The organism is Flavobacterium sp. (assembly GCF_027484705.1).
Lineage (GTDB): Bacteria > Bacteroidota > Bacteroidia > Flavobacteriales > Flavobacteriaceae > Flavobacterium.
Map to the genome: position 1 here is coordinate 16,973 of NZ_JAIXSL010000024.1, position 16,876 is coordinate 33,848.

Annotated in this window: 8 protein-coding genes; all 8 read left to right on the forward strand. The window is 41.7% G+C overall.

Annotated elements, in window-relative coordinates:
• Positions 1-120 precede the first annotated feature (120 nt).
• The 8 genes from Q0058_RS13615 (at position 121) to Q0058_RS13650 (ending at position 16,867) form a co-directional block, all read left to right on the forward strand.
• Complete coding sequence (locus Q0058_RS13615) at positions 121-2,937, forward strand: triple tyrosine motif-containing protein (protein WP_298224867.1); 2,817 nt, start codon at positions 121-123, stop codon at positions 2,935-2,937.
• A 324-nt stretch (positions 2,938-3,261) separates the two neighbouring features.
• Positions 3,262-6,393 (forward strand): glycosidase, encoded by a 3,132-nt coding sequence (locus Q0058_RS13620; RefSeq protein ID WP_298224869.1) that lies wholly within the window; start codon positions 3,262-3,264, stop codon positions 6,391-6,393.
• Between the two features lie 12 nt (positions 6,394-6,405).
• Entirely contained in the window at positions 6,406-8,280 is a 1,875-nt protein-coding gene (locus tag Q0058_RS13625; protein WP_298224871.1) for a glycosyl hydrolase family 16, read from the forward strand.
• Positions 8,281-8,312: 32 nt separating this feature from the next.
• A complete protein-coding gene (locus Q0058_RS13630; RefSeq protein ID WP_298224873.1) occupies positions 8,313-9,146 on the forward strand; it encodes a glycoside hydrolase family 16 protein in 834 nt (277 codons plus the stop codon).
• A gap of 31 nt (positions 9,147-9,177) precedes the next feature.
• The gene (locus Q0058_RS13635; protein ID WP_298224875.1) at positions 9,178-12,648 is read left to right on the forward strand and encodes a hypothetical protein; all 3,471 of its coding nucleotides are present in this window, start codon (positions 9,178-9,180) and stop codon (positions 12,646-12,648) included.
• Complete coding sequence (locus tag Q0058_RS13640) at positions 12,648-13,895, forward strand: glycosyl hydrolase family 17 (RefSeq protein WP_298225201.1); 1,248 nt, start codon at positions 12,648-12,650, stop codon at positions 13,893-13,895. The genes Q0058_RS13635 and Q0058_RS13640 overlap by 1 nt, the downstream gene beginning before the upstream one ends.
• Positions 13,896-13,949: 54 nt before the next feature.
• The gene (locus Q0058_RS13645; protein WP_298225203.1) at positions 13,950-15,410 is read left to right on the forward strand and encodes a glycoside hydrolase family 30 protein; all 1,461 of its coding nucleotides are present in this window, start codon (positions 13,950-13,952) and stop codon (positions 15,408-15,410) included.
• A gap of 11 nt (positions 15,411-15,421) precedes the next feature.
• Positions 15,422-16,867 (forward strand): MFS transporter, encoded by a 1,446-nt coding sequence (locus Q0058_RS13650; RefSeq protein WP_298224877.1) that lies wholly within the window; start codon positions 15,422-15,424, stop codon positions 16,865-16,867.
• Positions 16,868-16,876 lie beyond the last annotated feature (9 nt).

Consider the following 16,876-nt stretch of genomic DNA (forward strand, 5'->3'; position numbering starts at 1 on the left):
AAGTTTTTTTTAAAAGCACGTCTCGAAAGAGCGTGCTTTTTTTCGTTTACTACTTTTCTTGTATTGGAATTCTCACACTGTTGTATATCTTTATGTAAATTTTCGAACCCAGTTATTAAAATGCAAAAAGCCTTTCTCCAGAATTATTTCCGTTTCTTATTTTTCCTGTTGCCTATTTGGGGCATCGCACAGGAATTGCCGCCTATCGTGAAGTACAGTCCAAGTCTTTATGGTGCGGGAAACCAGAACTGGATGATTACGCAAGACCAGAACCATTTTGTGTTTTTTGCCAATAACGAAGGATTGCTCGAATACAACGGTTCGAACTGGACGCTTTATCCGTCGCCGAATGAAACGATTATCCGTTCGGTCAAAGTCATCGATAATAAAATCTATACAGGCTGTTTCATGGAATTCGGATATTGGCTCAGAAGCTCCGACGGCCAACTCAAATACCATTCGTTAAGCAGCAAAATCAAGGATAAAATTTTAGACGACGAACAATTCTGGAACATCCTCAATTACGAGCAATGGGTCATTTTTCAATCGTTGAACCGGATTTATATTTACGATACCAAAACCCAGAAGTTCTCGATTATTACTCCAAAAAACAGCATCATCCGATCGTTTGGCGTGGACAATGCCATTTATTTCCAAACCCAAAATGACGGGCTTTTTGAAATCGAAAATGGAAAAAGCAAACTGGTTTCGAACAATCCGATTTTACAGAACAACCGCATCGTCAATGTTTTTGCGACCGATGACGGACTGCTCATCCAGACGCAATGGAACGGTTTTTACCAACTCATTTCGGGCAACCTCATCAAGTTTCATACAGAAGCGGAATCGGTGTTGTCGGCGAGCAGCATCTACAGTTGCCAGCAATTGTCGGACGGCAGTTTTGCGCTCGGAACGATTTCGAACGGACTTTTCATCATGTCGAAAGACGGCAAAATCAAATACAACATCACGCAAAATCGCGGTCTGAGTAACAGCACCGTATTATCGCTTTTTGAAGATACCGATAAAAACCTGTGGATTGGTCTTGACAATGGCATCAACTGCATCAATTTGCAAACGCCGGTCAATTGTTTTGCAGATAATACGGGAATTTTAGGAACGGTGTATACTTCTTTGTTATTTCAAAACAAATTGTATATCGGTTCGAATCAGGGATTGTTCTATAAAAATTACGGAAGCGAGGATAATTTCAAATTCATTTCCGGCACGAAAGGTCAAGTTTGGTCTTTGTTTGAATTTGACGGAACGCTTTTTTGTGGCCACGATTCAGGAACTTTTATCATTGATGGCGATGTGGCAAACCCCATTTTTTCACAATCGGGAACCTGGAAATTTGCGACGATTCCGCATCAACCCAATAAACTGCTGCAAGGGAATTATTTCGGGCTTTCGGTGCTTGAAAAAGTAAACAACCAATGGGTATTTAGAAACAGAATTTCAGGATTTGACTATTCCACGAAATATTTTGAAATCAACAACCACGATGAAGTTTATGTAAGCCACGAATATAAAGGCGTGTTTCGTTTGCAACTCGATGCCGGTCTGACCAAAGTCAAAAGCAAGTTCGCGTATGCCTCGCCCACGAAAGGTAAAAATGCGAGTCTGGCGAAATTTAATAATACTATTTATTATGCTTTCAAAGACGGAATCTTCAAACTCAATCCGCAGACCAAAGCCTTTGAAAAGGAAGCCGTGTTGAGCAAAGTCTTTGAAAAGGATGAATACACTTCTGGCCGTCTAATCGTTGATTCTTCGAATAAAATCTGGTTGTTTTCTAAGAATTACATCCATTATTTTACGTTGAGCAAACTCAGCAACCAGTTGAAACAAAATGCGATTCCAATTCCTTCGTCACTCACGAATTCGATGTTAGGTTACGAAAATATCTCACAGTTGTCGAATTCCGTTTATCTCATCGGAACCACTGACGGCTATTACACGATTAACATCAACGATTTGAGTTTTAAGAATTACGAGGTATTCATTACGAACATCAGCATCAATAAACTGAATCAGAAAAGCAGTACGGCCGCGATTACTTCAGAAGGCACGTTTAAAGCGGCTGAAAACAACATCACATTCAGTTTCACGGTGCCCGAATACAACAAATACATCAACGCCGAATACCAGTATCTGCTCGAAGGTTTTCAGGAGGAATGGAGCGAATGGAGCGCAAAATCGACCATCAATTTCAAGAATCTTTCGCCCGGAAGTTATACGTTTAAAGTTCGTGCGAAACTCGCCAACTCAGCTTCTGAAAAAATAGCGACTTATACTTTTACCATTTCAAAACCTTGGTACGCTACCTATCTTGCGTTGTTTATTTATTTGATATTGATCATCATATTGGCACGCGTGATTCACAAAGCGTATCGCAATTACTATCAAAAACAAAAGGAAAAACTGATCGAGGAGAACAACTTGCTCTTGGAAATAAAAGAACTCGAAAACGAGCAACAGTTGATGAAACTGCGCAACGAACAGCTTTCGCAAGTGGTGGATACCAAAAACAGGGAACTTGCGGTGTCGTCTATGAGTCTGATCAACAAGAATGAATTACTGTCGGTGATTAAAGAAGATTTGAAAAATACTTCAAATGATGGCAACCGCAGCATCAAATCACTCATTACAACAATCACCAAAAACATTTCCGAAGAAGACAATTGGAAGATTTTCAAGGAAGCTTTTGACAGTACCGACAAGGATTTCTTAAAGAAAGTCAAAGCGGCACATGCCTCGCTGACGCCAAACGATTTAAGGTTGTGCGCTTACCTTCGATTGAACCTTTCCTCGAAAGAAATAGCGCCACTTCTTAACATTTCCGTACGAAGCGTCGAGATCAAACGATATCGTTTGCGTAAAAAAATGGATTTGCCGCACGAAACCGGCTTGGTAGAGTATATTCTTTCGATATAAGGCTCTTTTTTTCGAGTACTCTTACCTATACATCAACTATACAAAGCAGGTTTTTTAGCCCCATGATTTAGTAGTTTAATCATTAATAAAGCTTCTGAATTATTGATAATCCTGATGTTTTTGTGCATTGTGCGCACAATGCCGTTTTGTATAGTTTCTATAATCAATAGTTTGATTCTTGAAAACATAAACTATGTAAGTTTATGAATGCTTAATTTTTACAATTGTTTTTTATCAATATAGAAACAAAGCTAGCTTTAAAATGCATTTTCAGCAGTGCATTTTCTTAATAATCTGTCACACACGAATTAAACATTTATACACATGAGAAAAATTATTTTACTAACCCTGGTTCTTTTTTCGGCATCCGTTTTTTCTCAGGACAACAAGGTCGTTGTCATGAACAACACTGACGGCATGAAACTTCAAGTCGATGGGAAAGATTTTATGGTCAACGGGATGAATTGGGATTATTTCCCGATTGGCACTAATTATTCCTATAGTTTATGGAAACAACCCGATGCCTTCATCCAGCAAGCGCTCGACAATGAAATGGGATTGCTTAAAAACATGGGCGTCAATACCATTCGTGTTTACGCGGGAATGCCCAAAAAATGGATTGAATACATCTACACCAATTACGGAATCTACACGATGCTGAACCATTCTTTCGGACGTTACGGGCTCACCTTAAACGGCGTCTGGACACCCAACACCGAATATTCCGATGCCAAAACACGCGAAGTGCTGTTACAGGAAGTTAAGGAAATGACTGCTGAGTATAAAGACACCAAAGGATTGTTATTGTTTCTACTCGGAAACGAAAACAACTACGGTTTGTTTTGGGACGGCGCCGAAACGGAAAACATTCCCGTGAAAGACAGAAAATCTACTGCGCGTGCACATTCCTTGTACAAATTATTCAATGAAGCTGCCGTAGCCATGAAAGCGATTGATGCGGATCATCCAATAGCGATTTGCAATGGAGATTTATTATTTCTCGACTTGATTGCTGCTGAATGTAAGGATGTCGATATCCTGGGCGCGAACGTTTATCGTGGCGTTTCTTTCGGCGATGTTTTTGAACGTGTAAAGAAAGAATACGGCAAACCAGTATTGTTTACCGAATTCGGAGCTGATGCTTTCAACGTTTTGACGAATCAGGAAGACCAAAATTCTCAGGCTTTTTATCTTAAAGGAAATTGGAAAGAAATATATGAAAACGCCGCTGGTCTCGGTAAAGCCGGAAACTCTTTAGGTGGTTTTACCTTCCAGTTTAGCGACGGTTGGTGGAAGTATGCGCAGACCAAAAACCTGGAAGTTCACGACAACAACGCTTCATGGTCGAATGGTGGTTATCAGAAAGATTACACCGAAGGCGAAAATAATATGAATGAAGAATGGTTCGGTATCTGTGCCAAAGGTACCACCAACGAAAAAGGTTCTTATGAATTGTATCCTCGAGCCGCATATTATGTATTGAAAGAAGTGCACGAATTAAATCCTTACACACCCGGAACTACCTTAGCCACGATTAAATCCCATTTTGACAAAGCACAACTTGTAGATGCTACACTCAGGGCCCGCGGAGATAAAGCGGCGCTTGATGCCAATAAAAACGGCAAAATCTTTTTGAGCAGGTTGTCTGCCGAATTCACAACCTTCAATACAGGCGGCGATTTGATTACCACACCAAAAGATGCCAATCCCAAAACACAAGATTATCCGAACCAATTGGGTTTTGACCATATGGATTCGTATTACATTGGTGTAGGAGCAAACCCTTCAGCCAATACGAGTGCGAATGTTGAATTCAATATCATCGGAAATGTGGCGGCAAACCCTATCGACCAGATTTTTTATGAGAATCGAGGCAGACCTGTAACGGTAAATAGCGATAATGGCAATGTGAAATTGGAATCCATTAATAGAGTTCAGATTTACAAAGCGAGTTATCATTGGAATCAGGAATATTTCAACCTCGACGGATTTTACAGAACAGGCCACTACCATTGGGGTTACGAAGGCGATTTCTTCGGATTATATCCAGAAGCCAATTACGGTTCTCAAATCGATATCTATAATGGCATGGCTCCTTCCGGTTTTGAAATGGAAGGTAAAAAAGCACTAAGCGGTTTAAAGCTTGCTTTCGGTCCGCAACTTTGGTGGGGCGCCAATCCGGCAATATTGCTTAAATATTCGAGAAGCTTCGGCAAATTCAATTTCACTACGGTTTACCATGAAGATCTTGACCAACAGGGCACTACGGAGAGTTCGTTTGCGATTCCACAACCCAAAACCAGAAGACTGACACTTCACATGAACAGGAAATTCGGAAAGTTCGGTGTTGATTTGGGCGGAATTTGGGCAGGACAACCTTTAAATGACAGAGAATACCAAGTCTCCAGAGGCGAAGTCGGTAACGAAGAAGTCAAAAAAAATCAAATTGAAGCCAAAGACAACTGGGGTGGAAAATTAAAACTGACCTATACTGGCGGCACTTTCAACTGGTACGGACAAGCAGCAGCGATGGGCTTGGTCGCCAACGGCGGAGCCGATCTTACCAAAACATTTACGGGCTGGCGTTTGAAAGACAGCGGCAGCGGCAACCAATACAATGTTTTAAGCGGTATAGCTTATAACGTCGGAAAATTCCAGATTGCACCGAATTTCCTTTGGCAAAAACCTTTGGAAGGCCCTATGAGTACAACGGTTCCAGCACCAGGCAGACCTAGAAATATTTTAGAAGACCCATTTGTGGTCAGAAGCAACCGCGAACAAGTAGCGGGAGAATTATTAATCACTTACGATCCAACACCGGGAACTTGGATGTACGATTGGGATAACGACCGATCAGAAGATTCCAAATTTGCCTTAAGCGCAGGTTTAGTGTTCCGACACTTGCCAACTTCACAAGACGCCGCGATTGGTATTTTCCCTGACGGAAGAACTACTTTCGCCTTTCCAGGTGCGGCTCCAGCAAAAGATTTGTGGGAAGCCAACGCCAGAGTGGTGTCGAAAATCAGTGGTTATTTCGGAATCATTGCCAATTTCTACGGCGGTGACGCTCAAGGCAACGGTAGCGATGCAAGAACCATCAGCCGTTACGGAATGGATTTGAGAATCATCTACAACAAAATCAAATTGAACTCTTTCGTGAAAATCAACGATTGGGGACCTTACGATTACCACCGCGATTTTAACCTCACGTTCCCATTACAACTGATGACTGATCTTTCTACTGAAGTAGGAAAACCTGATTGGTTTTTACTTCCCGGAACCAGAATTGGTATTCGCGGAACTTGGCGTGCCCTAAATAAATATTCTCCGCGATACAACCCAACGCAGAAATTAGATCTTAATGGGGATTGGGTGCCGGATCCGGACGCTATCGGATTCCCTGACGGCAGCGAGTGGGAAATTAGAACGTACATTCAAATCAATATTGGCAATTAAAAAGAGATTATTATGAAATCAAATTATACTATTCGTTGGGCAAAACATCTTTCTTTATGGATGATTTTATTGGCCTTTGCAGGTTGTGAAAACGACCCGAAAGATTTTCAGGATGCCACGTATTCGACCAATCCTGAAGTTTTCATCGACGGTTTTACGCCGGGATTAATTTATGCCGCATTTTCAGAAACCGTGGTGAAGGCCTTTCAGGTTGATAAGGATGTAACCTATGACAATTCAAGCGCTTCGATGCGTATTGATGTACCGAACGTGAATGATCCGGCTGGGAATTATGCCGGAGGAACTTTTTTCTTAACGGTCGGACGTGATTTAACGGGCTATGATGCGTTGACGTTTTGGGCGAAAAGTTCGAAAGCCGCTACTGTTGATGTCATTGGATTTGGGAATGATTTGGGTGCAAATAAATTTCAGACCGCGATCAATGGTGTGCGTATGAGTACCGTCTGGACCAAATACATCATTCCGATTCCCAACGCATCGAAACTCAAAATTGAAAAAGGCATGTTCTTCTTCTCAGAAGGCCCCGAAAATGGCGAAGGCTATTCGTTTTGGATGGATGAAGTCAAATTTGAGAAATTAGGTACGATTGCGCACGCACAAGTGGCGATTTATAACGGAACAAACAAAACCGAAACTTCTTTCAATGGTATTCAATCGAGTGTTAGCGGGCTGACGGCTACGTTCAACTTGCCTAACGGAATCGACCAAACTGTAGTTACTCCTCTGGCTTATCTCGATTTTACTTCATCACATCCTGACGTGGCCACCGTCAATGAAGTGGGAGTCATCAATACTTTAACTTCCGGATCAACTGTAATAACGGCAACTTTGGGCGGTCAACCCGTACTCGGTTCATTAACATTGAATTCTTTAGGGACTTATACGCATGCCCCTGCACCGACAAGAAACGCCGATAAAGTGATTTCGATTTTTAGTGAAACCTATCCAAACGTTCCGGTAGATTATTACAATGGCTATTATGCACCCTACCAAACAACACAATCCGCAGATTTTACCGTCGCTAATGACAATGTACTCAACTACACAGACTTCAATTTCGTGGGAATCCAATTCAGTGCGCCGACGATTGATGCTTCTTCGATGTCGCATTTGCATATAGATTTATACCTTCCCAATGCCGTTGCTGCGGGTTCTACGTTTAAAATAGAAGTCAGTGACTGGGGCGCAGATGCAGCTTTTGGCGGAGGCAATGATGTAACCGGTAACCGGACTTTTTCCGGAACTACTTTGGTTTCCCGCAACTGGATCAGCCTCGATATTCCGCTGTCAAGTTTGGCGGGATTAACCAACAAAGCGCATTTGGCACAGATCATTTTCTCGGGCACGAACATTACGAATGTTTATGCGGACAACATTTATTTTTACAATGACGGCAGCATCATTCCCCCGGTTCCGACAACAGCGGCACCAACACCAACAACCGCTGCAGCGAATGTGACTTCTGTTTTCAGCGATGCCTATACCAATATCGCCGGCACAGATTTGAATCCAGGTTGGGGGCAAACTACTGTGGCTACGCAAGTGCCGATTGCCGGAAACAATACGCTCAAATATTTAGGATTGAATTATCAGGGAATACAACTGGGAAGTGCCCAAAATGTGACTTCCAAAAATTTCCTGCACCTCGATTATTACACGGCAAATTCTACGAGTTTGAAAGTTTATCTAATTAGCCCCGGGCCGGTCGAGAAATCTTACACGTTAACCGTTCCTTCTCTGGGTGGCTGGAATAGCGTTGATATTCCGCTGAGTAGTTTTGCGCCGGTGAATCTCGCCAATGTCATCCAGCTCAAGTTTGATGGCAATGGCAATATTTATCTCGATAATATCTATTTCAAAAACTAGCCGACGGGATTTAATTTTAAAAATACTTACTGATGAAAAAAACAGCTATAAAAAATACGTTGATACTATCGATTTTGATGGTTTCATTGATAGGATGCAACTCTGACGACAACAAACAGACGCTCGACAGTCGCAAATGGCAATTAACGTGGAGCGATGAATTTGACGGTGCAGCCGGACAATCGCCTGATGCTACGAAATGGGCTTTCGATATCGGAACCGGAAATAACGGCTGGGGCAATAAGGAATTGCAAAATTACACGAACCGCACGAAAAATGCCGCGACCGATGGCAACGGAAATTTAGTCCTCACCGCTTTGCGCGAAAGCTATCAGGGTTCGCAATTTACTTCCGCAAGAATCAAAACCCAAAACCTGTTTACGCAAACTTACGGACGTTTCGAAGCGCGTCTGAAAACACCTTACGGGCAAGGCTTATGGCCGGCTTTCTGGATGTTGGGCGCGAACAATGAAACCGTGACTTGGCCTCAATGTGGGGAAATCGACATCATGGAATTGCGCGGACAAAAACCAAGTATCGTCAACGGATCGCTGCACGGCCCAGGTTTTTCAGGCGGAAATGCTATCACTGACAGTTTTGCGTTGCGTTACGATCGCTTTGATGTGGATTACCACATTTTTGCTGTGGAATGGACTGCCGACACGATTGATTATTTCGTAGATGGTTATTTATACCAACGCATCAATAAAAGCGAAGTGCCTGGCGAGTGGGTTTACGACCATCCGTTTTACATGATTTTGAATGTTGCGGTCGGTGGAAATTACCTCGGCAATCCAACCACACAAACGCCTTTCCCGCAAACCATGACGATTGATTATGTCAGGGTCTATCAGGAAGCCAACTAATCTTTAAATCTTTCTACAAAAAAGTTGCGTGATGAACAAAACCCAAACGGCGCCGATGGAAGCATTGGACGCGAATGACAAATCTATAACCATGGAAATGGTGCTGCTCGATGGCGAACATTATTATAAAATCGCCAACGCTGACCGCATGCGTCCGTTTTTTATGAGCATCGTCAGCGATTCGAACCATTGGTTGTTTATTTCTAGTAACGGCGGTTTGACAGCCGGAAGAAAGAATGCCGATTTCGCGCTTTTCCCTTATTATACCGATGATAAAATCACGGAGTTTGCAGACATTATGGGAAGTAAAACGGTTTTTCAGATTCATTTGGAAAACGAGACGAAGCTTTGGGAACCTTTTTCAGAACGCTTCAACGACCATTACAATCTGAGTAGAAATCTCTATAAAAATACTTTTGGCAATACTATAATTTTTGAGGAAATCCATCATGATTTGCAGCTTACGTTTCGATACCAATGGAGTACGAGCAACAACTTCGGTTTCATCAAAAAATCGGAAATTCTAAACCATTCGGGGCAGGATTACAAAATAACGCTTCTCGACGGAATCCAAAACCTCATGCCGCAAGGCGTCGGAAGTGATTTGCAAACCACAACAAGTAATTTGGTCGATGCGTATAAAAGAAACGAACTCGTTCCCGAAAGCGGTTTAGGGATTTTTGCTTTAAGCGCAATCATTGTTGATAAAGCCGAACCGAGCGAAGCTTTGAAAGCCAACATCGCATGGTCAATCGGACTCGAAAAACCCGATTATTTGTTGTCTTCATTGCAACTTCCCGCGTTTAGAAAACTACAGAAACTGCAACCTGAAACTGACATCAAGGGCGAAAAAGGCGCTTATTTTGTTTCGACAGATTTTAAGCTCGAAAAAAGCACATCCAAAAGCTGGAAAATCATAGCGAATGTCAACCAAAACCAATCGCAGATCATTGCGCTTTCTGAGGCAATTTTGAATGACGCGACTCTAGAAAATCAACTGATTGACGATATCGCTTTAGGCAAACAAAATCTCATAACACTCAACGCGGCCGCCGATGGTTTGCAGTTTACGGCCGATCAGCGCAAAGATACGCGCCATTTTTCGAACGTATTGTTTAACATCATGCGTGGCGGTATTTTCGATAACAACTATCAAATCGATAAAAAAGATTTTTCGGATTATTTAATGCGGGCGAATAAAATCGTCTTTCAGAATCATTCGGAATTTTTAAACAAGTTGCCGGAAACGTTCGATTATTTTGTAATTGAAAAAGTACTGGAACAATATGAGGACGCTGATTTAATCAGGCTTAGTACAGAATATTTACCACTCAAATTCAGCCGCAGGCATGGCGATCCGAGTCGTCCGTGGAATAAGTTTTCAATCAATACACGCAGTGAAATCGACGGTTCTAAAATATTAGATTACGAAGGCAACTGGCGCGATATTTTCCAGAATTGGGAAGCGTTGGCGTATGCCTATCCGCAGTTTATCGACGGCATGATTCTCAAGTTTCTGAACGCTTCCACTTTTGACGGTTACAATCCGTATCGCGTGACCAAAGACGGTTTCGATTGGGAAACCATTGAACATGACAATCCTTGGTCTTATATCGGTTATTGGGGCGATCATCAGATTATTTATTTGTTGAAGTTTCTGGAATTCATCGAAAAATACCAACCTGGCAAATTGCATTCCTACTTTGAAAAAGAGTGTTTCGTTTATGCCGCCGTGCCTTACACGATCAAATCCTACCAGCAAATTCTGCAAAATCCGAAAGATACGATTGGTTACAATTACGACTGGGATAAAAAAATCAACGAGCAACGGAAAGTACTTGGAGCCGATGGTGCTTTATTACTGACCGATAATAACGGAATTTACCACGTCAATTTCATCGAGAAAATCCTCGCGACGGTACTCTCGAAAATGTCGAACTTCATTCCCGAAGCCGGCATTTGGATGAACACCCAGCGCCCCGAATGGAATGATGCAAACAATGCTTTGGTGGGCAACGGCGTTTCGATGGTGACTTTGAATTATCTGCACAGGTTCTTGAAATTTTTCCAAGATTTATTGGAAACTTCATCAACCGAGAACATCAAGATTTCGAATGAAATGGTCGAGTTTTATCATGCGATCCGCGAAAATCTGCTTGCGTTCAAACCTTTATTAAATTCAAAAATCAACGATTTCGACCGCAAAAAAATAATGGATGCTTTAGGCGAAGCGGCTTCCGACTATCGCGACCACGTATACCAAAGCGGATTTTGGGGTAAGAAACGTACCGTTTCAATGGAAGGTCTGAAAATTTTTACGCAAATCAGTCTGGATTTTATAGAACATTCCATCAAAGCAAACCAACGGGAAGACAAACTTTATGACGCTTACAATCTGATGTCTTTGCATGAAGAAGGCGTCGCGGTTTCGCATTTGCCGGAAATGCTTGAAGGACAAGTCGCCGCCTTAAGTTCAGGTTTTCTGAACGGAAAAGAAGCTGTCGAAATTTTAGATGCTTTGCGAAACAGCGCCTTATATCGACCCGATCAGAACAGTTACATTCTATATCCGAACAAAGCACTTCCTAAATTTTTAGAGAAAAATACCATTCCTGAAACGAAAGTGTCGGAATCGGTTTTAATTTTGAAACTATTGCAATATCATAACACGCAAATCATCAATCAGGATGTTAAAGGCGGGTATCATTTCAATGGGAATTTTCACAATGCAAATGATTTGAAAGCGGCTTTGCTTCAACTCGGCCATCAAAACGAGTATCGTGAATGGGTCGCTAAAGACACAGAACTTGTTTTACAGATTTTCGAATCCGTTTTCAACCACAAAGCATTCACCGGAAGATCGGGCACTTTTTTCGCTTTTGAAGGTTTGGGTTCGATTTATTGGCATATGGTTTCCAAACTGCATGTGGCGGTTCAGGAAGTGTTGCTCAAAGCGATTGAAGTTGGTGAAAATCCTGATACGATTAACGCTTTAGTCCAGCATTATGAGCAAATCGGCGAAGGCATCGGCATCCACAAATCGCCGGCGGTTTATGGTGCTTTTCCAACCGATCCGTATTCGCATACCCCTTTGCATCGCGGTGCACAACAACCTGGAATGACGGGTCAGGTTAAAGAAGATATTCTGACGAGAATTGGTGAATTGGGCGTAAAAGTCCGCAACGGAAAATTGCGTTTCGAACCTTCGATATTGACTAAAAAAGAATTCCTCACAGAAAATCAGCAAGTCAGTTTTGTAAGCATTGATGGAACTGAAAAACCTACCCAACTCGAAAGCGGAAGTATGGCCTTTACAGTTTGTCAGGTGCCGGTCATTTATAAAATAGCGACAGAAAATCAATTGGAATTGCAATACAGTAATGGCTCTCAAGAAGTGTATAATACAACGGAACTTGATGCAGAAAAAAGCAAAAAAATCTTCTTAAGAACCGGAGCAATTTCACAAATAAAAGTAAGCCTCACAGCCGATAATTTAAGATGATGAATAAGGCGATTTATATACTATGCTTCTTTTTGCTTTCGTGTCATAGTACTATAAAAAGCCGTGTAGACAACGAAATGACAGCAGAAAAAATACTAGGAAATAAAAACTATCAGGCCATTTGTTACGGCGGTTATCGCACGCAGACGCGCGCGGTGGAGCCGACGATTTCGGAGTTGAAGGAAGATATGAAGTTGCTGTCAGTCCTCAACATCAAAGTGGTCAGAACTTACAACGTTCACCTTCAGGAAGCCGCGAATTTATTACAAGCCATTACGGAATTGAGAAAAGAAAGTCCCGATTTTGAAATGTATGTCATGCTCGGCGCCTGGATTGACTGCAAAAACGCCTGGACCGATTTGCCGCCGAACCACAACGAAGAAAGCGATCGCAATGCCGTTGAAATTGACGAAGCCATCCGATTGGCAAACCAATATCCCGAAATCGTGAAAATTATAGCCGTCGGAAATGAAGCTATGGTCAAATGGGCGACGAATTATTATGTGCAGCCAGCTGTAATTTTAAAGTGGGTCAATCATTTACAGCATTTAAAAAAACAACAAAAATTGCCCAAAGATTTGTGGATCACGAGCTCGGATAATTTCGCTTCTTGGGGCGGTGGCGATGCTTCTTACCATAACGAAGATCTGAACCAATTGATTAAAGCGGTCGATTATATTTCGTTGCACACGTATCCGATGCACGACACGCATTACCATCCGGTTTTTTGGGGAACCTTGCCGGAAGAAGAACATTTATCAGAAAAAGAAAAAGTGGATGCCGCAATGCTTCGCGCCAGAGATTATGCGGTTTCTCAATATAAAAATGTCGTGAATTATATGAAATCGGTTGGCGTTGACAAACCTGTTCATATTGGCGAAACCGGTTGGGCAACCCTGTCGAATGAGCTTTATGGCAATGAAGGTTCAAAAGCTACGGATGAATACAAATCGGCCAAATTCTATCACCTGATGCGCGACTGGACAAACAATTCAGGCATTAGTTGTTTTTATTTTGAAGCGTTCGATGAAAACTGGAAAGACAGTGCCAATCCGTCGGGTTCGGAAAATCATTTTGGGTTGATCAATTTGAAGTCGGAAGCCAAATATGCGCTATGGAACGAGGTCGATGCCGGAACATTCAAAGGCCTGACACGCAACGGGAAACCGATTACGAAAACTTACCACGGTGATGAAAAAGCTTTGTGGCTCGATGTTAAAATGCCTGCGATACCAGTAACCCATTAAATCATGGAACAATTGAAATCGATATTATCCATCTTTAAATTCTCAACATTCACAATGATGATGGCACTTTCATTGAACAGCTGTACCGCACAAAAAGAATTACAGACAACCGTCTACGAAACTTCTGAAAGCGGCCATGCGCTCAAAAAAATCACGACTTTTTCAGCCAGCGAAAATCCGGTGATCATTAGTTTAAATCCCGATGAAAAGTTTCAGACCATTACGGGATTTGGCGGTTCTTTTACGGAATCGAGCGCACATCTTTTGAATCAATTGAGCAAAGCCAACCGCAAGAAAGTGCTTGACGCTTATTTCAGCAAAGCCGGCGCAGATTATTCGCTCACGAGAACGCACATCAATTCGTGTGATTTCTCTCTGAAACATTATGCTTACGCGATGGTCGATGGCGATAAGAATCTTGAAAATTTCTCGATTGCAGAAGACAAAGACGACATTATTCCGATGATACTCGAAGCGAAATCCATTTCAAAAGACGGTTTCAATATTATCGCCTCGCCTTGGACTGCACCGCCGTGGATGAAAGACAATAAAAGCTGGATTGGTGGGAAATTGCTGCCGGAATACAACGATAGTTGGGCTTTATATTATTCGAAATACATCGACGCTTATAAAAAAGAAGGCATTGACATTTGGGGACTCACGGTCATCAACGAGCCACATGGCAACGGCAACAACTGGGAAAGCATGTTATTTTCGCCCGAAGAAATGACGCTTTTCGTTCAAAATCATTTGGGGCCGACTTTAGCAGCTCACGGAAAATCTGAAGTGAAAATTTTGGGTTACGATCAGAACCGCGCTGGTTTGCAGGAATGGGTCGATGCGATGTATAAGGACGAGAAAACTTCGAAATACTTTGCTGGAACTGCAATTCATTGGTATGAAAGTACCTATGATTATTTCGCGGACGCGTTACAATATGCGCACAAAAAATCTCCTAACAAATACCTGATTCAGACCGAAGCCTGTGTAGATTCAGAAATCCCACATTGGAATGACGACGCTTGGTACTGGAAAAAAGAAGCGACCGATTGGGGTTGGGATTGGGCGAGCGAAAAAGACAAACACTTGCATCCGAAATATGCTCCGGTAAATCGCTATGCCACTGATATCATTGGCTGTCTCAACAATTGGGTAGATGGCTGGGTCGATTGGAATATGGTTTTAGACCGGCAAGGCGGCCCGAACTGGTTCAAAAACTGGTGTACGGCGCCCGTGATTGTAGATGTGCAAAAGGATGAGGTTTATTTAACGCCGCTGTATTATACGATGGCACATTTCAGCAAATTCATGCGACCCGGTGCAGTAAAAATCGGTTGCACCCTTCAAAATAAAGATTTGATGGCCACCGCGGTGAAAAATCCTGATGGCTCGATTGCGATTGCGATTTTCAACCCGACAGAAACCATACAATCAATTCAGATCAATCTTAATCATCAGAAAAAAAATATTTCCATTAATGCAAAAGCATTACAAACCGTGTTGATTCAACCTTAAAAAAAAATATTATGTCAGAAATTCAGTCCACCAACGTGTCACCAAAATTAGCAAGAGATAAGGTTCCTTTTGGACAAAAGGCCGCTTTTGGCGCCGGACATTTAGTTAACAATTTATTTCCTGGCGCTTTAGGTGTTTTTTCATTCTTTTTGCTTACCGCTTTTGGCATGGATCCTTTTCTTGCGGGAATTTTAGGCGGATTACCTCGAATTTATGATGCCATTATCGACCCTATTATTGGGCATCTTTCTGATAATACCAGATCGAGATGGGGAAGAAGAAGGCCTTTTATTTTTGTTGGCGCTATTTTGAGTGGTGTATTTTTTATCATTTTGTGGCAATTGGATCCTAATAATACACAAAGCTATAATTTTTGGTATTTTCTTATTTTTTCTCTAGTGTTCTTAACAGGGAATGCTTTGTTTGCGACACCGCTCATTGGGTTAGGATATGAAATGACATCCGATTATAAAGAACGAACCCGATTGATGGGATTTTCTCAAACCATAGGACAAATTGCATGGATGATTGTACCTTGGTTTTGGGTTGTTATTGCCGATCCTACCATATTTAAAACGCAAGCAGAAGGCGTTCATAAATTATCCATCATTGTAGGAGCCATTTGTATGATTTTAGGGGTTTTACCCGCTCTTTTTTGTAAAGAAATGGATCAAACCAATTTAGATAATAGAGATAATAAAAATAAAAATGTATTTAGTGAATTGCTGAGTCTTTTCAAAAGTATTGGCCTGATTTCTAAAAACAAATCTTTTATGAAATTATGTGCGGCCACCTTTTTAGTATTTAACGGTTTTCAAATGGTAGCATCTTTTAGCTATTTTATTATTGTTTTCTATTTATTCAAAGGCGATTATGGAATGGCGGGAACATGGCCAGCTTGGTTTTCTACCATTAGTGCTGTGTTTACTGCTTTTTTAATTATACCAATAGTCACTGTGCTTTCCAGCAAATTCGGTAAAAAGAATGCCTTTATTATTTCTACAGTATTATCAATTATTGGATATGGTTTGAAATGGTGGGGTTTTAGCCCCGGAAACCCTTGGTTAATGTTAATTCCAGTGCCTTTAATTGCTTTCGGACTAGGAGGTCTTTTTACCTTAATGATGAGTATGACAGCCGATGTGTGTGATCTTGATGAATTAGAAAACGGAATGCCTAGAAAAGAAGGCACGTTCGGAGCCATCTATTGGTGGATGGTCAAGCTTGGACAAGGAATCGCTTTGGTTTTAGCAGGTTGGGTACTGGAAATTATCGGCTTTGATGCTAGTAAAGCTATTCAAAGTACTGAAACGATAACCAACCTTAGACTTTTCGATATTTTTATTCCCATTATCACGGCAGCCATTGCTATTTGGGTCATGTGGGATTATAATTTATCGGAAGAAAAAGCCAAAGAAATAAAAGCAGAATTAGTAGCCAGAAGAGGCGAATTATAACCTTAAAAC